Source organism: Bartonella sp. CL436QHHD, from assembly GCF_042195105.1.
Lineage (GTDB): Bacteria > Pseudomonadota > Alphaproteobacteria > Rhizobiales > Rhizobiaceae > Bartonella.
In genome coordinates this window covers 160,507-179,473 of the sequence record NZ_JBHINR010000001.1, presented here as the reverse complement: position 1 = coordinate 179,473, position 18,967 = coordinate 160,507, and the positions used below count along the sequence as shown (strand labels likewise).

Below are 18,967 nucleotides of genomic sequence, written 5' to 3'. Positions count from 1 at the left end.
AAATTTTATAAAATATCTTATTATGTGTTATATATAAAACAACACGTGGTTATCGTATGATTTTTATAAAATGATATTAATATTATTTTTTTTAATACAATTATAAATAATAAAGTTGATCAAACTTTTTACATAATAAATATATATAAATTTATTTATTATAGATATTATAATAAAAACATAAAAATTATGATGTATTTATAAAAATATTCTTAAAAAATAAAATATTAATGGACATGCTAAAATATTATTATTTATATGAGTTATTATAGATAGTCATTATTGTAATAATATGTGTTATATAGATATTATTAAGTTATTATTCAATGATTATTAATTGCATCATGATAGCATAATACTACTGCTTACTTAACTATTAATTATATACATTTATCTTATAGACAATAATATGTTATAGATACTAAAAAATATACAGCTCTCTCATAGTGGAAAGTAGAGCTCGAATTGGATAGAGATAAATGATATTATCTTTTTCTCGCCAATGTGAGCGGCGTATTACTATGATGTAAAGTGTATAGAAGAATGTCAATTCAGACATATTTATGAGTGCCGAAAGATCAGCATTGGATAATATTTTTCGACATGTTCTTCTTTCCAAACTGAAAAGCCGCTTTTATTTTTAGAAAGGGTGTTTTTCCTAAAGTTGGATTACTTTTGAAAAGATCTGATTTCATTGCTTATTTAAAAAGTCTATTAAGTGCTTTTGGAAAATTTTGAGCAACTACTGGTATCTCTGTACGTTGTTTAACATGATTGTATGTTTCATATTTAAGTGCTTTTTTAAAGAAACCGTTCTCAAGGTACTCAAGCCTATTTTGCAACGCTATATATGATGATAAAGTCCCATAATATAAAATTCTTAGGACATCAGAATTTTTGACGTTTATAAAGAAGAAAGATGGCAGTGCCATACACTTTGCTCGCTCCTAATGTTGCTACTAATTTTTGCCTTTTGAGATAATTCATTAAAAGGCATTTTTATTTCTTTAATTCAGCATATCCAGATTTTAAATGAGAGGATCTTACAATATTCGGTTTTTTTGCTTAATTTGAATAATGATTAATTATTGATTATAAATCAACATGTTGTCTGTAAATTACTTGGTATGAAATGTTTTTTATAAAAGGCACATTTTTCATAAAAATGTATTCTTTTTGTTTTTTGTAATCTTAGGGAGGTTGTACTAATTGATGCTGTTAAAATACTGTTTGAGCAGCAAAGTAAATAAGCCTTCAACAAGTTTACGAGATTTGGATTGAGTAAATATAAGCCCGTGTAACTCAACAAGGACGCTTTTGTCATTTTCAATAAACTCTTGTGTTCCATAGATTCCGCGAATTTTAATATTTTTTTCCATGATCAATAGGCACATCCCTTACAATTTTACCATAGTATGTGATTTTTTTGATCAGATGAAAGAGGCTAGCAATTCTCACATCTTATCGAGCAAGGCATCGTAATATTCCTTTTTTGACAAATATAATAATTTATCAGGATGAGCTGCTGAGGTTGGGAGTGGGATATCGGAGTTGAGATAGATAAGCAGGGTTTAATTTTTATGAGTTGGCACCCCTGTTTTTTGCTTTTTTAAAAGCACGTGCAATGGTTAACAGACTTATGATTTCAATGAGGCGCTATATTTTTCCTTCACATTGAGATGCAATTCACCCGTGTCGTGAATTACGCATTTATTGAAGTTATTATAAAAGGAGCAGCGAGAAGAGAAGGACATTTGAATAAAAATGCTTCTTACAAGAGTTTACAAATTGATATATTCAAGAGATTTTTTATAATAGATCTCGCCATACTGCCATTGCTTCTAAGACTTCTCCTAAATGAGCATGTTTTGCAATAACTGTTTCTGCACCAGCTTCTGCAAGTGCATTAGAATGGCCAAAATAGCTATGTGATCCTCCCGTAAAGCCGATGACACGCATGCCTGCTGCTATGGCTGCGTGTACACCATGAAGTGAATCTTCTATAACGATAGTGTTTTGGGGCTCTGCCTGTAATTGTTGTGCGGCAAAAAGGAAAACATCAGGGGCCGGTTTCGTTCTTTTTGTTCCAACTTCAGGTGCTGAAAATATTTTACCTTCAAAAAGGTCATAGAGATCAACCGTGGTGAGCATCTCTTTTATATCTACGCTTTTTGCATTAGAGCAGATACAGTAGGGATAGCGTGTTTGAATAATTTCTACAGCTTCTCTTACATCATCAATAGCCCGTAATTTAGTTTTTATTTGTGTACGAAAAATATTAGTCATTTGGTCTATGAGATGAGCAGAAATTGGTTTTTCTGTTTCCTGTTCAACGTGTTTAAGAATATCGCGAAAGATAAGCCCTGCAAAACGCTCACTCAATTCTTCGGGTGATATTTCATATCCTGCTTGTTTGAGCAATTGTGATCCAATTTTTGCTGCAAGATATTCAGAGTCAACGAGAACTCCGTCACAATCAAAAATAATAAGATCTATCTGAGGCATAAGATATTCCTTTACATGTTACGAGATGGACAATTTTCATGAAAACGATATTGAGAGGATCTTATTTCATAAAAATAAGTTTTGAAAATGATTCTTAATTCTTTTACGAAATAAAAGATATGGGAACAGTACATTGAAAAAAAGAAAATTAAGGTTTCATTCATGTGAAAGTTTTTTTTACTAAAAAAACAAAAACAATTATCAATTTTGTAGAATTTTAACGATACGTTTACGCTATTTTGTAAATATGGATTGGTAATGCGGGCCTATAAACTATTTTAGTTGATTATAGGGCAAATTTAGTTAATTTTGTTGGGTTTTTCATGACAGTTATTCAGCTTCAAAAAGATTTCCTTCGTATCCCCTCACAAATGCCATGGCGCAATAAAATTTTTAAAGGAGATTGTGTTTCCGTTCTAGAAAAACTTCCAAAACATTCTGTTGATATGATTTTTGCAGATCCACCCTATAATTTGCAATTGGATGGAGCTTTATACCGTCCAGATCATTCGCTTGTTGATGCGGTTGATGATGCATGGGATCAGTTTGAGAGTTTTGCTGCTTATGATGCTTTTACCCGTGCATGGTTGCTTGCTTGTCGTCGTGTATTAAAACCCAACGGAACACTTTGGGTTATCGGATCTTACCATAATATTTTTCGGGTTGGGACGGCATTACAAGATTTAGGTTTTTGGATGCTTAATGATATTATTTGGCGCAAGAATAATCCGATGCCTAATTTTCGAGGGCGCCGTTTTCAAAATGCTCATGAGACGCTTATTTGGGCCGTGCGAGATCAAAAAGATAAAAAGTACACATTTAATTATGATGCCTTAAAAGCGGCAAATGAAGATCTACAAATGCGTTCAGATTGGCTTTTCCCTCTCTGCACTGGAGCTGAACGTTTAAAGGATGATTCAGGGCGTAAATTGCATCCAACACAAAAACCGCAAGCGTTATTAGCGCGTATTATTATGGCTTCTAGTAAACCTGGTGATGTTATTCTCGATCCGTTTTTTGGTTCGGGAACAACAGGTGCTGTTGCCAAGCTTTTAGGGCGTGATTTTGTTGGGATTGAACGCGAGCAAGATTACATCGATGCAGCATGTGAGAGAATTGCGGCGGTTCAACCTTTAGCGCAACCAGAACTAGCGATTTTGGATAGAAAAAAAGCAGAACCGCGCGTAGCATTCAACAGTTTGCTTGAAGCAGGTTTACTCTATCCTGGAGAAGTTCTTTATGATCGTAAGAAGCAAGTATCTGCTATTGTAAGAGCTGATGGTACGATTATGCATGGTGGTGAAGCGGGTTCAATTCACGCAATGGGAAGAAAGGCTCAAGATTCGCAGAGTTGTAATGGTTGGACCTTTTGGTATTATGAGGAAAATGGACGGTTGAAGTCCATAGATCATTTAAGAATGATCATACGTTCACAAATGTTAAAAACGGGTGTTTTATGAACTAAGCTGATCGCTTCATTCTATTGACCACCAATGTACCTGATCTTGATTAAGATGGACGTGAGGGCGTTTTATGCCTTTCTTAGATGTTTTTTATTGACACACTAATCTCGCTTGTAAGCGGCAAGCGAGTATTTTTATGCTTCTTGTAGAAGAAATTAAAATGAGAAATTTTCACTCTATGTTCTAGTTTTAGTTCCAAGACAGTAAAATTTCAATATAAGCTTATAAAAATGAAATATCAGAATTAAAAGGTTCATTCAGAAGTTCCAAATTAAGTGCTTTTTTGAATACGTACATCTGTAAAGTGCGTAAAATGTATTTATTTATAAAGATAATTTAACGCAACTCATATTGAATTGCCCTCGGAATATCGTCAAGTTTTTTCATTTCAAACTTGTTCCATATTGAATCGATGAAAATTACTTGCTTGCATGTCATAAACGGGGTTGGCGTGTGAATAAAAATTGTTAACGAAAGAACTAAAAGTACCTCTTATGAACCGTTTCACGTACCAAGGGATGTTGAGGGGGCTGGTAAATATAACGATGGAGCCGACTTACTCCTTCATAAGCGAAAAAAGGATAGAACCTGAAATTTAAATTTAAGATTTCTAAGCTTTTCTATTCCTCCTTAATTCTTATCTGTAGAAAAAATTGGTTATTTCATTTTTTTAATTTTTCTTTTGCAGATTAATAAATAATCGCTAGAGATACAAAAGTCTCTGTTAGAAAACATTTTTATGAATAGGGAAGGTTATTTAAATCTGAAAGAATTGGGAAGTGCTACGGAAATGGCTTTTTTCATAACAGTAGGTAATGCTTCTTCGGTAAGATGTTGAATGTTACACCACCAACCATTTTCACAATTCATTTCATGAACATCTTCGGTATAGTAAACATCGAGTTTTAGAGAAAAGTGAGTAAAAACATGTGTAATTTGTCCCTTGAATTGCCAATTGGCAGTAAAGGGTGCGTTTTGGAGCCCATTTTCGTTGTTTATGCCAATATTGTTAGGAATTTGGGTCATTCCACCAAGGAGCTTTTGCGTCTGTCGTTTTTCCAAATAAATTTGTCTCTTTTTATTAAGGACCACAAAAGCAATACCTGTTTTTGAAGGGCGTTCTTTTTTAGGGGCTTTAACTGGAAAAGACTCCGGTTGTTGCATCTTTTCTGCTTTGCATAAACATTGAAGAGGGCAGGTATAACAAGATGGTTTGCGTGGAGTACAAATTGTTGCTCCCAAATCCATCATTGCTTGAGCAAAGTCACCAGGACGATTTAAAGCAGTAATTTTTTGTGTTTTTTCTTTAATTTCAACTTTTGCTTTTTGCAATATTGAAGTGATAGCAAAAAGTCGCGCTACCACACGTTCGACATTACCATCAACCACTGCTACAGGGTGGTTAAAAGCAATCGCAGCAATGGCTGCGGCAGTATAATCTCCAATACCGGCTAGAGTTCGCAATTCTTTTACAGATTGTGGAAATTGTCCCGCGTAGTTTTCAACAAGCTGTCGCGCACATTTTTTAAGATTACGTGCGCGTGAATAATAACCAAGTCCAGCCCATGCTTTCATGATATCATCTTGTGAGGCTTTTGCTAAAGAGAAAAGATCAGGCCATAGTTTTAGAAATTTTTTAAAATAAGGCTTAACTGTTTCAACGGTTGTTTGTTGAAGCATGATTTCAGAAAGCCAAACTTGATAAGGATCAGGACGGATACCTTGTTTTTGCTTTTCAGGGGTAATCCGCCATGGAAGATGTCTGTGATTTTGATCGTACCAAGCAAGGAGGTGCGAAGAAATTTCATACATGATTGCTTTCAAGCATAGGGAGATATAAAATGCAAAAGAAAAAATTATTTATTTTGTAATTCATGTTTTTTGCTCTTTATTGTCAAGGCTCTGGTGAGAAAAGGCTTTTTATTTTGTTGATATTTCATAAATTGAGGAGGCAACAATTTTTAGATGAAACAAATGATTTTAATTTAGTAAGCGGTTGAACAATGATCTAAAAATGAGAAAACAACTTAAAAAACGTATCTTTTATTCTCTTTCTGAGACGGTATACAAAATACTTGATCCAGTTTTACGCAAACGGACAGGGCTTAATGTAGCGCTTATAGAACATTGGCCACAGATTGCGGGCTATGATATCAGTGAACATACAATGCCGCTTAAAATTATTTGGAAACGTCGTGCAGATCAAGATGAAGTTTTTCAGCCAGCAACACTTGTTGTCGCATGTGAAGGATTTGCTGCGTTAAAATTGATGCATGAAACAGAGGAATTACTTCATAGAATTAACGGATTTTTTGGCTACATTGCTATTGATCGCATCAAGATTGAGCAAAGGAGTATGTCGGTTTTTATGAATCACTTGCCTCTAAAACCGCCTTTGAGTGAACAAGACAAAAAATGCGTGGAAAAAATGCTTGAAGGAATTGAAGATAAAAGCTTGCACCAAGCACTTTATAAACTTGGCTGTTGCATTTTCTTGGAAAAAAATAATAAATAGAAAGATATTTTATATATTTTTCTTTAATATATGAGAAAGCATTGGATTCCTATTTGTTAATAACAACAGAAAAGTATTATTTATGGTAAAATATCGTTCTTTTTTATCTTTCGGGATAATTTTTCTCTTCATAACGATTGTACAAAACAGTGTAACAGTTGCTTTAGCGCGTGATCCCAAACCAGTGGCAACAACTGTTGATATGGCAGAGCTTCTCCAATCGGGTAAAGTAAAGGATCGCTTTGAGGGAGAGGCGGATGCACCAGTCGTCATTGTTGAGTATGCTTCGTTGACATGTACCCATTGTGCGCATTTTTATAATGATATACTTCCCCAAATTCGTAAAAAATATATCAAAACAGGAAAAGTAAAACTTATTTTCCGAGAATATGCTTTTGATCCTCGGGCAACAGCAGGTTTTATGTTGGCACGGTGTGCACCAGAAGATCGCTATTTTCCTTTGATAGAAGTTTTATTTCAAAAACAAAATGAATGGGCTTTCGGAAAAAATGCTCTAACACCATTGAAAAAAATTGGCTTAATGGCTGGTTTTACAGATGAAAGTTTTACTGCTTGTTTGAAAAATCAGTCCATTTTAGATGAAGTAAATGCATCTTTTGAACGCGGTAAAGAGCTTGGTGTCACAGCAACACCTACTTTCTTTATTAATGGTAGTAAATATGAAGGTGCCATGAAAGTAGAAGAATTTTTTTCGGTGATTGATAGTTTTCTTAAAAACTGAATCTTAATCTTCCAGAAGATGGATAGTGATACTTTTGGCCATTATCTCCTTTGGAAGGATTAATATTATGCATTTATGAAGCGATATTGTTTTTGAGCCAATTTTGAATCAAATTATTGCTTTTAAATGAGCCTCGGTTGAATGATGTTTTGATGCTGATATGGGAGGATTTGTACAGTGAAAAAATGGGTTTATAGTTTTGGAGATGGAAAGGCAGAAGGAAGTGCAAGTGAGCGTAACCTTCTCGGAGGTAAAGGGGCTAATTTGGCAGAAATGAGTAATCTTGGTTTGCCCGTACCGCCAGGATTTACGCTGACAACAGAAGTTTGTAATTTTTATTACGCCCATGACAAATCATATCCAGAAGAGCTACAGGAATCTGTTAAGCAAGCACTAAGACGTGTTGGTGAACAAACAGGACGTGAATTTGGGAGTGAGCAAAAGCCACTTTTGCTGTCTGTTCGTTCAGGGGCTAGGGCTTCTATGCCAGGGATGATGGATACAGTGCTTAACCTTGGCATGAATGATGAGACTGTAAAAGCCATTGCTTTACAAGCCAATAATGAACGTTTTGCTTATGATAGTTATCGGCGTTTTATCCAAATGTATTCTAACGTTGTTTTGGGGCTAGACCATTCGTATTTTGAAGAGATTCTTGATGAAGCAAAGGCATGCAATGGTTACACTATTGATACAGAAATGACAGCAGATGATTGGAAGAATGTTATTATTTCTTATAAAGCCTATGTTGAAGAAAAATTAGGAACCCCTTTTCCACAAGATCCTGAACAACAGTTATGGGGGGCAATTGGAGCCGTTTTTTCAAGTTGGATGACGGCACGCGCAGTTACTTATCGCCGTTTACATAGCATTCCTGAAAGTTGGGGAACGGCAGTTAATGTGCAAGCTATGGTTTTTGGTAACATGGGAGAAGATTCGGCAACAGGTGTTGCTTTTACACGCAATCCATCGACAGGGAAAAAAGAACTTTATGGTGAATTTTTAGTTAATGCGCAAGGGGAAGATGTTGTGGCGGGCATTCGAACGCCTCAAAATATTACAGAAAGTGCGCGTATTGTTGCTGGTTCAAATAGACCGTCGTTAGAAAAAATTATGCCTGAGGCTTTTTTGAAATTATGTCAGATTGCGCAGAAGCTTGAGCAGCATTATCGGGATATGCAAGATCTCGAATTTACCATTGAAAAAGGTAAATTATGGATGCTTCAGACTCGTTCAGGAAAACGCACGGCTCGTGCGGCTCTCAAGATGGCAATTGAAATGGTTGAGGAGGGGTTAATAAACCGTGAAGAGGCTGTGATGCGTATTGATGCAAAGTCGCTGGACCAACTTTTGCATCCAACACTTGATCCTAAAGCAGAACGTTTTGTTATAGGACGTGGTTTACCTGCTTCTCCTGGAGCCGCAACTGGTGAAATTGTTTTTACTTCAGAAGAGGCAGAAACTGTGTCGGCGGAAGGTCGCAAAGTTATTTTGGTCCGTGTAGAAACAAGCCCAGAAGATATTCATGGTATGCATGCTGCAGAAGGAATTTTAACAACGCGTGGCGGTATGACAAGTCACGCTGCTGTTGTTGCGCGGGGGATGGGAAAACCATGTATTTCTGGTGCTGGCAGTGTGCGGATTGATTATAACACAAATACGTTGTTTGCCTCAGGAGAAAGCTTAAAAAAAGGTGATGTTATCACAATTGATGGTGGAAGTGGAGAAATTTTCAAAGGGAAAGTTGCAATGTTGCAGCCTCAGCTTTGCGGAGACTTTGCAAAATTAATGGAATGGGCTGATGGGATGCGACGTATAAGAGTTCGCGCTAATGCTGATACACCATCTGATGCCCGTATGGGGCGATCTTTTGGGGCTGAAGGTATAGGTCTTTGCCGTACGGAGCACATGTTTTTTTCTGATGAACGTATCGTTGCTATGCGTGAAATGATTTTAAGTCATGATGAAAGTGGTCGTCGTAAAGCACTAGATAAGCTTTTGCCAATGCAGCGTTCAGATTTTAGTGAATTATTTGAAATTATGTGTGGTTTACCTGTTACTATCCGCTTGCTAGATCCACCATTACATGAATTTTTGCCTAAAACGAAAGCAGAAATTCTTGATGTTGCAACAGCTATGGGGGTTTCTGCTGAAGTTCTTGCTGAACGCGCTCAGCAGTTGCACGAATTTAATCCTATGCTTGGATTACGAGGATGCCGTTTAGCTATTACTTATCCTGAAATTGCAGAAATGCAAGCGCGGGCGATTTTTGAAGCAGCAGCAGAAGCTGCCCAAAAATCTGGATCTCCTGTTATGCTTGAAATTATGGTGCCACTGGTTGCGCTTAAATCTGAACTCGATTTTGTAAAAGCGCGTATTGATCAGGTTGCTGAAGAAGTGATGAAAGAAAAGGGAAGCACTATTCAATATATGGTTGGGACGATGATTGAACTTCCAAGGGCGGCGCTTCGAGCAGATGAAATTGCTGAAACTGCTGAATTTTTTTCATTTGGAACAAACGATTTGACACAAACTACTTTTGGGATTTCCCGTGATGATGCTGCTCCTTTTTTAGCAACCTATTTTCAAAAAGGTCTTTTAGAGCAAGATCCTTTCGTGTCTATTGACCGTGATGGAGTAGGGGAACTTATTACCATTGCTGCACAGCGTGGACGTTCAAAGCGTGCAAAAATAAAATTGGGAATTTGCGGTGAACATGGAGGCGATCCTGCTTCTATTACTTTATGCGAAGAAAATAACTTAGATTATGTTTCGTGTTCTCCTTTTCGAGTACCAATTGCTCGTTTAGCAGCAGCTCAGGCCGCAATAGCAAAAAGGATGTAATGGGTTAATATTTTTTGTTGTATCGTTATTACTGAAATAAATTTTTATATATTCTTTTATTTTCTTTAATAAAGGGAATAAAAATGCTTCTAAAATGCACGATAAGTTATGTTACGCGAGAAAGTGCTTTTTTTAGAAGTTTATAAGAAAAAATATAAAGCAGGATAGACAAAGATGTATTATTAATACACTTTCTATTGAAGAACCTCTTGATAGAGAGAAACGTGTTATTGTGCAGTCAATTTACGCGTTTGCTTTTTTATGGGGGAATGAGCTCCTCACGCAAAATAGAATGCTCCAAACAAATGTATTTTTTTTGCACATCATGCTGTTTGAGATAGACATCTCTCAGTGGATGTCCATTTCACATTGACATTCGTGGAATGGGGATTATGTAAACTCCCCGTAAGTTTATAAACTCCACTATACGCTACCATCTTTACCTTTATGAAGGAATATCAAAGTTATACAATATGTTGATTTATAATGATATTTTTTTATTTCTTATATTGAACAAAAGCTGTAAATATCATAAGATCTTCTCATTTCAACCTCTTTTATAATGAATCAATCAAAACCATGTTTTTTGCATGTTATAGGCGGGATGAGCGTCTGTGGATAAAAAATAAAGCAAGGATATGCCTCTTATGAATCGTCTCAAGTGTCAAGAGCTGTCACAAATTGAAGGTAGGTACAGTGTGTAATGGTGCTGGCTTGCTTTTTCACAAGTGTAAAAATGATAGCGCGCGCGCAGTAGGGGCTGCTATTATTCACGGGCGTTGTTGTGAAATGGTCTTGGGTGCTTTAAGAGATGTTTTTTTAAGAAAGCCCGTGAATGGCAATCCAAGTGTATTTCGTTTGGGACATTTTGTTTTGCGTGAGGGGGGGGGTGAGTTCAAAAAGACATGTGATAAATAAAAGCATGAGGCAATAGGTAATCTCCATTATTTTAAAGATATTGCTTTAGATGTCTTTGAAAGGCGTAAAGCTGAATTAAAAGGAAATGGCAAAGATGAAAACTGGTTTTTACCTTAAAATTTCATATTCTTCCCAAATTAGGCTGTCTCCCTGTTTTAAGAGATTATACAAACAGAGATGCGCAATATTCTTGCCTCCATTTGGCATACAAAAGCTATAACAGCTGAGAAAAGTACTAAACTGTCTTAACATTTGTTTCAAATATACTGCTGCGTTAAATTTAGATGTTGATTTATAGGCAATATTAAATACACACGCTATTTTAGGAAAACAATGTCATAAAACACATAATTTTCCAGCAATAGATTGGAGAGAAGTGCTGTTTTTTTCAGATACTTTGCAAAACAACAACCATAACACAACTAGCTTTACGTCTACTTATCCTTACAGGTGTTTGCATAAATTCTTTGCATCATATTTATAAAGATCAAATTGACGATAATATATGGACAATTCGTGGTTCGATAATATGAAAGGTTTACGTGATACTACAAAAATTTTGTGTCCTTTTATCATCAGAAGCAATAAAAATGCTAGAACAAGCGCGTTTTCTATTTTGCAATATTTCTTTTTTCTGCAATCGGTTGTGGTTTTCTTGCAGCAAATTATACGGCTCAATATGTAATGTGTAAGAAAACCATTCTGATTGATTGAATATAAGAGGGCTTGAGATGAAGGAATGTTTGAGGGGAGCATTAAACAAACGAAAGATGAATTATCATTATAAATTAAGAGATTATTTTTATAATGTAGATGATTAGCTTCAATTAAATAAACCAATTTCACGCATTTTCATTAAAATTGTGTGATTAATTTTACCTGTTACAGGAAGATCAAATATTTTTTGAAACTGTTTTAAAGCTTCTATCGTCTTTTGATCTTCTATTCCTGTGACAATAACCTCTTCATTCCCAAAAATATGTAAAGCTTTTTGCACTTGTATAATATCTTCAACAGAAGGTTCTAAAATAGCTTCTTTTAAGTGTGTCATATTTTTTGTATTGTTTGTTTCTATTTCGCTTTGCTTAATTAATATCGCGATTTCATCTGTTGCGGGATTAGATAGAACATTCTTTTGCATTCTCTGAGCAGTTTGCTGTTTCCATAAAGTGATGGCTCGGCGTGTTTTAGGTCCTTCCAATCCATCTAAGGGTCCATCATAAAGGCCTAATTTTGCTAGTTCTTTTTGCTTTTCCAGCATGCTTGCTGATTGAGAGGATAAAGATGAATTTGTGTGGTTATGATTTTGAGAATGTACAGAAGTTACACGGGAGAGTTCTTGTGATTTTTCTTCTTTTTCCGATAAAGTAGAGCTCTTACCTATACTTTGAACAGAGGAAAATTTCATTTGAGTTAAAATATTTTGATGCGTTGTCATTTGCGAAAATAAAGCATTAAATGAAATAAATAAAAAACTAATGCTAAAAAGAAGAGATCCAACAAAAAATAAAGTATTTTTTCGCGTATAGAAATAAAGAGTTTTTGCACTCCAAAAAATAAAATGAAAAATTATAAGAAGAAGTGTTATAACAATACTACTATAGTATTTACGGTGTTTTACAGTTTTTTTTCGGTATGTCTTTCGTTTTGTTGCCATTACTTTTATTTTCAGTTGCGTTTATTTTTTACAAAGAAACAAATATAAATTAGGAAACGAATATGAATCAGTTCTTACTTCCAGCCAGAGAGAAGTGCATTGATATTATTGATTTTTCCTTTCAAACTCCTAAAATGAGCAGCTTCATTATATCAATTTATAAGTTGATAAATCAACAAGAGTTCTTGGCAACTTTTATTCATTTCATTTTGACAAGTCTTTAATGTGTATAAAGAGAGCACCAAATGATTAGCATTCAAGATCATTTTGGTGTTTGCAAACTGCATTATCACATATAATTATCTAAACAATAATGCCACGTTATTCTTCATTTTGGGGCATATGTTTGCCTATTATTTAAAATAAAATTGAAAATATTTGCCTATAACACTAAACAGATGACAATCATTATCTATTCTTTATAATTTACATATAGATGGTTACTTATCCATAAACGGTTTGGTAAAATATAATTATCTCTTAATATAATTATATTTTAGTGTAAATAACTTCGTATCAATTAAATTGATTTACAATGTTATAGAAAAACTGGTCTTGAGATCTTTAGATGGAGTTGTAAGAGATGCATCTATTGTTTAATATTTTGATCGACATGTTGATCATGTTTATGATGTGCTAGTAAAAATTTTATAGATAATATAAATATTTTATCGACACTAGAGTCAGAATAACAGAATTTTACTCTTTTTAGCTTTTTCAACTAAGCTAAGATGGTGAGCTATTATCTAAAATAAGTATGTACACGACATAATTATATCTCTCATTTTTTACCATAGTATGTTCATTAACATGATCAGCCTGTAAGTGTATAATTTTGATGTTAATTTTTTACTGAATAGACAATGTATCCTATTTTATACGGCGGAATTGTGCCATATTTATAAAAAAGCCAATGATATAGACCCAATACATGAATACTCAATTTTATAAAAAGCACATTTTATAAATTGTTTATAAAGCAACAGTATATAAAATGCTTCTTTTATTGTATTTACCACTGCGCTACATTGATTATCCATGATACGTTTTTTAATCAAATTATTATTATTATTATTTTTTATTTTTGTCATTATTTCATTTTTTGTAGCAGATCCAAGCAGTAATCATTCTTCTAGCCCCAAAAATAATGAGACAACAACGAGCGATGTGATTATTGCTTTTAAGGAAGCCTTAAATGATTTAGGCGCATTTTGTGACCGTAATATAAAAACCTGTAAAGTAGGAAAATCTTTTTTAAGTTCACTTGGCGAACGCGCATATTACGGTGCAAGAGCTGCTTATGAATATTTAGGGAACATATTAGGGAACAAAAATAATATCAGAGACTTCCCCTAATGTTTCTTACAAAATAGAAATACAAGAGTTCTTACAAAACCATGAAATGTTATCTTGAAATAAGGATTTTTAACGTTCTTCGTGTTATTTATGTTAGGAAGAATAAATATTTATTTTTTATAAGTGTATTCAAGAATGATTATTCAAACGAAACAGGACTAAAATAATGGCGGAAAAAATCGGTACTATTATAGAGAACTTTTCGCTTTTGGATAATTGGGAAGATCGTTATCGTTATGTCATCGAGCTTGGCTATGAATTGCCACCTTTTCCGGAAAGCGCTCGAAATGATGCTCACAAAGTTCCTGGTTGTGTTAGCCAAGTGTGGCTTTTATCTTCACGTAATAACTCAGAAGATCCAATATTGACGTTTCAAGGTGATTCCGATGCTCATATTGTGCGTGGACTCATTTATATACTTCTTGCTTTTTATTCAGGCAAAAAAGCTTCTGAAATTCGCAATTCTGATGCTCAAGAGCTCTTTGAAAAACTTGGTTTAAATGAAAATCTTACACCACAACGATCAAATGGTTTGAAATCAATGATTAAACGGATTCGTAACGAAAGCTATATGTAATCCCCTTGATAGAAATTGCTATATATACAAAAGCTTCACACAACACATGTATACTAAAATCAACTTTATACACGAAACCATTTTTTCGCAAAATAAGATTATTTAGTTTTTTTCCGTTTGCTTTTGCGTCCAAGACCCATTTCTTTGGCCAAAGCCGATCGTGTTTTTGCATAATTAGGCGCCACCATAGGATAAGAACTATCTAACTGCCATTTTTCACGATATTCCTCTGGCAACATTCCATAATGTGTCATGAGATGACGCTTTAGAGATTTAAACTTCTTTCCATCTTCAAGGCAAATGAGATAATCAGGAAATACTGAACGTTTTGGATTAACGGCAGGCCTTTGTTTTTCAACTTCGACTTCTGTTAACTCTAGATTCCCTGCTTTACGAAAAGCAGCATGGACATCAGCAATTAAACTTGGCACTTCAGTCGGTCGAATAGAATTATTACTCACGTAGGCAGCAACAATATCAGCAACCAATGTAATAACTAAATTGCTTTCAGTCTCTAAGACTGCACGATGTTCCATTCTTGTTTCCTTTAATTTAAAATTGAGTAATTCAAAATCGAGATATAGTGCATATACTCATGATATAAAGATCTCATGCACATGAGTTTCATATTGTACAAAAATCTTTTTTGTCAATTCAATTATTCTATAAAATTGCCAAAACACAAAAAAATCAAATAAATACCCATTTTTTGTCATAATATACAATAAGAAAAACGAAATTATTACATGCTAAAATATATTTTTAGCCTATAATATATCATACATAATATATAATACATCACAAATATAAAAAGATATAGGATGAAATTTATTTATTTTTTTGAGAACGTAAAAATAAAATTACTAATTATAAAAATATAATATATAAATTATTATTTTATGTTTTGAATACTTATAATTTAGTAAGTTTATTTTTTAATAAATTTCAAATTTATTTTTATTATTTATATTTATTAAATTTAATAATAAAAAACAATATATATTACAAACATGACACAATAGCATTGTTTATAATATAAAACTATTCATTAAAACGACATAGAATATTTTTATTTTTTATAAAGTAATAATAATATTTATGATATATTTATTCATTTCTATAAAATTATGCGATTATACTGTTTCAAAAAAAATCAATTCTTTTTCTCATAGTTTAATTGTTTTACCAGTCACTTTCATTATAAAAGTGGTATTATATCCCCAGAAAACAATAGCTGTGATATGTAATGAACAGAAAGGTATTAGTTTAAAAATTATCATGGCACTATTTTTGCAAGTGAATAGAACTTATAGATTTGTACACTTGCATCAATAATTGTGATTCTAACATATAAATGAAGCTGTTAACATATTTTAATATAGGATTGTGTATGACTCGCACTTTTGCAATTCCTCCCAAAGCATCTAGAATCACTCATAAGGAAATATATCATGGTATTTTTCGTGATGATCCCTATCATTGGCTACGTGCGTCTAACTGGCAAGATGTTTTTAAAAATCCTAACTGTCTTGATCTCAATATTCGACATTATCTTGAAAAAGAAAATGCTTATCAATCAGCTCAAATGGCTGATACAAAACCACTACGAGATTTGCTTTTTACCGAAATGAAAAACAGGATCCAAGAGAATGATAGTTCTGTTCCTATAAAACATGGTCCTTTTGCTTACGGATTCTCTTATGTTACCGGAGGCCAACAACCACATTATTTTCGGACACCAAGGAATGGCGGAGAAAAAAACGTGTACCTTAATGGTGACGTCTTGGCAGAAGGCAAAGAATATTTCAAATTTGGTTCAGTTCAAGAATCTCCTGACCATACACATGTGGTATGGACCTATGATGACAAAGGATCAGAATTCTATACAGCTAAAATTCGTAATTTTGAGACATTGTCTGACTGTATGGACACAATTACTGATACATCTGGTCAAATTGTATGGGATGCTAGATCTGAAGGTTTTTTCTATACTAAGATGGATAAAAACCACCGACCTTCAGAGCTCTATTATCACCAATTAAACACAGATCAATCACAAGATAAGCTTATTTTTCGTGAAGACAATCCAGGTTTTTTCTTAGATGTAAGCGGTTCTAAGCTTAATGATGTTATTTATATTAATATTCATGATCATGAAACATCCGAGATCTGGTTAATTCCTGCTGAGGCGCCTTTTACTATTCCCCAATGTGTACGGAAACGACAAAAAGGTATTGAATATTCACTTACAGAAGGTGGTGATGTCTTTTATATTCTGACCAATTTAGATAATGCAAAAGATTTCAAAATTATGGTAGCGCCATATACATCTCCACAATCAGAAAATTGGTCTGAGTTTGTCCCACATCAGCTTGGGTGCCTAATATTATCCCATGATGCTTATCAAGATTTTCTTGTCTGGATCGAACGTTTTGAGGGGCTTCCACGTATAAAAGTAATGGAACGTACCACTAAACAAGTTAATTCCATTGCTTTTACTGAAGAGGCTTATTCTTTAGGTCTGCAAGGAGTTGCAGAATATAACAGTCCAACTATTCGTTTTTCCTATTCGTCTATGACAACACCTGATCAAGTGTTTGATTATGAGATGAAAAGTTGTAAACGGATGCTTTTAAAAACGCAAATAATTCCCTCTGGGCATAATAAAGATGCATATGTAACACGACGTATTACAGCAATAGCAGACGATGGTGAGAAGATTCCTATTTCACTTTTTTATCACAAAAATACTCCCCTTGATGGTGGTGCGCCTTGTCTGCTTTACGGTTATGGTGCTTATGGGATCTCTATACCTGCCAGTTTCAATAGTAATGTACTTTCTCTAGTAAACAGAGGTTTTATTTACGCTATTGCTCATATTCGCGGAGGAAAAGAAAAGGGAGTAGAATGGTATGAGAAAGGAAAACATCTCTTTAAGTACAATACATTTACAGATTTTATTGCTTGTGGGCGTTACCTTGTAAACAATAAATTCACTTCTCACGACCGGCTGATTGCTCATGGTGGTTCAGCAGGGGGGATGTTGATGGGAGCCATTGCCAATATAGCTCCACAGGATTTTGCTGGGATCGTAGCAAATGTGCCTTTTGTTGATGTCTTAGCAACAATGTTAGATGCTTCATTGCCACTCACTCCTCCAGAATGGGCCGAATGGGGGAATCCTCTTGAATCAGAAGAAGATTATAAGCTTATTGCTTCCTATTCCCCTTACGATAATGTCAAAGCTCAAAACTATCCCCCTATACTTGTGATGGCAGGATTAACAGATCCTCGTGTAACTTACTGGGAGCCTGCAAAATGGGTGGCAAAATTACGAGACCTAAAAACAGACGATAATGCAATTTTATTACGTATTAATATGGATTCAGGGCACGCTGGTGCAGCTGGACGTTTTTCAAAGCTAGAAGAAGTTGCCTATATCTATGCATATATTCTAAAGATAGCAGGAAAAGACTTTTGCTAATCCATAATACCTCTGTATGAAAGTCTCCGATAATTTATTGGATTATAGGGACTTTCATACACTAAAAAATTATTGAGACAGTTTAAAATTCACATTCTTCATAAAGTTTCAAAACATAGTCCCAATTAATTAAATGGTCTACAAAGGCTTCGAGGTACTTCGGTCGAGTATTGCGATAATCAATGTAATAGGAATGTTCCCACACATCGACACCCAAAATAGGTCGAGCATTGTGAATTAAGGGATTTTCGCCATTAGGCGTTTTCATAATTTCAAGCTTGCCATCTTTAACAGCAACCCACGCCCATCCAGAACCAAATTGGGCACTAGCAGCAGCAATAAAATCAGCGCGGAATTTGTCGTAACCACCTAGATCAGCGTCAATAGCTTTTGCTAACTTTTCAGGAAGTTTTTGGCCACCACCATTTTTTTTCATCCAAAGCCAAAAGTGGTTATGATTGTAATACTGCGCTGCATTATTAAACAAACCAATATTTTTTCCAAAACTTTTTTTAACAATATCTTCAAGGCTTTCATTTTCTAAGCCTAACTCTTTCACAAAATTATTGGTGTTGGTAAGATAAGCGAGGTGATGCTTATCATGATGATATTCAAGCGTTTCGCGTGACATATAAGGCGAAAGGGCATCGTAATCATAAGGCAACGGGGGCAATTCAAAAGCCATTTAAAAATCTCCTCGATTCTAATTGTTAAGCTTATTTCATAAGCCTAATTTGCCATTTACCGCATTTAAAAGCAAATGTTGAATACCTAGTTTGTATGAAATAGTTTTAATGTCTCTCTTTTTGTAAAAGAAGCTTTTAGGAAATGTATATTCATCAATCAAAAAGGGTATTGGTCTACATCAAGATTGCTTCTGAAGATTTTTTACATCTATGAGTGGGT

13 protein-coding genes and 1 pseudogene are annotated in these 18,967 nt (G+C 34.4%); 8 read left to right on the top strand and 6 right to left on the bottom strand.

Annotated features, from left to right (window positions below):
• Positions 1-698 precede the first annotated feature (698 nt).
• Positions 699-932, bottom strand: coding sequence for a hypothetical protein (locus ACFIKN_RS00725; protein ID WP_273791557.1), 234 nt, complete (start codon positions 930-932; stop codon positions 699-701).
• 877 nt (positions 933-1,809) lie between these two features.
• Complete coding sequence (locus tag ACFIKN_RS00720; protein ID WP_375654551.1) at positions 1,810-2,505, bottom strand: HAD family hydrolase; 696 nt, start codon at positions 2,503-2,505, stop codon at positions 1,810-1,812.
• 371 nt (positions 2,506-2,876) lie between these two features.
• On the opposite strand from ACFIKN_RS00720, the gene ACFIKN_RS00715 reads away from it, so the two are divergent.
• A complete protein-coding gene (locus tag ACFIKN_RS00715; protein ID WP_375613050.1) occupies positions 2,877-3,965 on the top strand; it encodes a site-specific DNA-methyltransferase in 1,089 nt (362 codons plus the stop codon).
• A 756-nt stretch (positions 3,966-4,721) separates the two neighbouring features.
• On the opposite strand, the gene mutY is transcribed toward ACFIKN_RS00715, so the two are convergent.
• Positions 4,722-5,780: an A/G-specific adenine glycosylase gene (mutY, locus tag ACFIKN_RS00710; RefSeq protein ID WP_273791560.1), complete on the bottom strand. Its 1,059-nt coding sequence runs from the start codon at positions 5,778-5,780 to the stop codon at positions 4,722-4,724.
• Between the two features lie 202 nt (positions 5,781-5,982).
• On the opposite strand from mutY, the gene ACFIKN_RS00705 reads away from it, so the two are divergent.
• From ACFIKN_RS00705 to ACFIKN_RS00690, 4 genes are all read left to right on the top strand, one after another.
• On the top strand, positions 5,983-6,483 hold the full coding sequence (locus ACFIKN_RS00705; RefSeq protein ID WP_273791561.1) for a DUF721 domain-containing protein: 501 nt from the start codon (positions 5,983-5,985) through the stop codon (positions 6,481-6,483).
• Positions 6,484-6,565: 82 nt separating this feature from the next.
• Positions 6,566-7,225, top strand: coding sequence for a DsbA family protein (locus ACFIKN_RS00700; RefSeq protein WP_273791562.1), 660 nt, complete (start codon positions 6,566-6,568; stop codon positions 7,223-7,225).
• Between the two features lie 177 nt (positions 7,226-7,402).
• The gene (ppdK, locus tag ACFIKN_RS00695) at positions 7,403-10,069 is read left to right on the top strand and encodes a pyruvate, phosphate dikinase (RefSeq protein ID WP_375631392.1); all 2,667 of its coding nucleotides are present in this window, start codon (positions 7,403-7,405) and stop codon (positions 10,067-10,069) included.
• 696 nt (positions 10,070-10,765) lie between these two features.
• Positions 10,766-10,987 (top strand): hypothetical protein, encoded by a 222-nt coding sequence (locus ACFIKN_RS00690; protein ID WP_375637423.1) that lies wholly within the window; start codon positions 10,766-10,768, stop codon positions 10,985-10,987.
• Positions 10,988-11,810: 823 nt separating this feature from the next.
• On the opposite strand, the gene ACFIKN_RS00685 is transcribed toward ACFIKN_RS00690, so the two are convergent.
• Positions 11,811-12,644, bottom strand: a complete 834-nt coding sequence (locus ACFIKN_RS00685; RefSeq protein WP_375643145.1) for a peptidoglycan-binding domain-containing protein — start codon at positions 12,642-12,644, stop codon at positions 11,811-11,813.
• Positions 12,645-13,682: 1,038 nt separating this feature from the next.
• On the opposite strand from ACFIKN_RS00685, the pseudogene ACFIKN_RS00680 reads away from it, so the two are divergent.
• A pseudogene (locus ACFIKN_RS00680) lies at positions 13,683-14,058 on the top strand (DUF5330 domain-containing protein).
• A 108-nt stretch (positions 14,059-14,166) separates the two neighbouring features.
• Positions 14,167-14,577 carry a SufE family protein gene (locus ACFIKN_RS00675; protein WP_375637421.1) on the top strand — a complete coding sequence of 137 codons (411 nt, stop codon included), beginning with the start codon at positions 14,167-14,169 and terminating at the stop codon, positions 14,575-14,577.
• A 98-nt stretch (positions 14,578-14,675) separates the two neighbouring features.
• Here ACFIKN_RS00675 and ACFIKN_RS00670 read toward each other — a convergent pair whose 3' ends face one another.
• Positions 14,676-15,113, bottom strand: a complete 438-nt coding sequence (locus tag ACFIKN_RS00670; RefSeq protein WP_012754848.1) for a MucR family transcriptional regulator — start codon at positions 15,111-15,113, stop codon at positions 14,676-14,678.
• An 854-nt stretch (positions 15,114-15,967) separates the two neighbouring features.
• Here ACFIKN_RS00670 and ACFIKN_RS00665 point away from each other — a divergent pair.
• Positions 15,968-18,061 (top strand): S9 family peptidase, encoded by a 2,094-nt coding sequence (locus tag ACFIKN_RS00665; RefSeq protein ID WP_375657752.1) that lies wholly within the window; start codon positions 15,968-15,970, stop codon positions 18,059-18,061.
• An 82-nt stretch (positions 18,062-18,143) separates the two neighbouring features.
• Here ACFIKN_RS00665 and ACFIKN_RS00660 read toward each other — a convergent pair whose 3' ends face one another.
• A complete protein-coding gene (locus ACFIKN_RS00660; protein ID WP_375657751.1) occupies positions 18,144-18,746 on the bottom strand; it encodes a superoxide dismutase in 603 nt (200 codons plus the stop codon).
• Between the last annotated feature and the right edge of the window lie 221 nt (positions 18,747-18,967).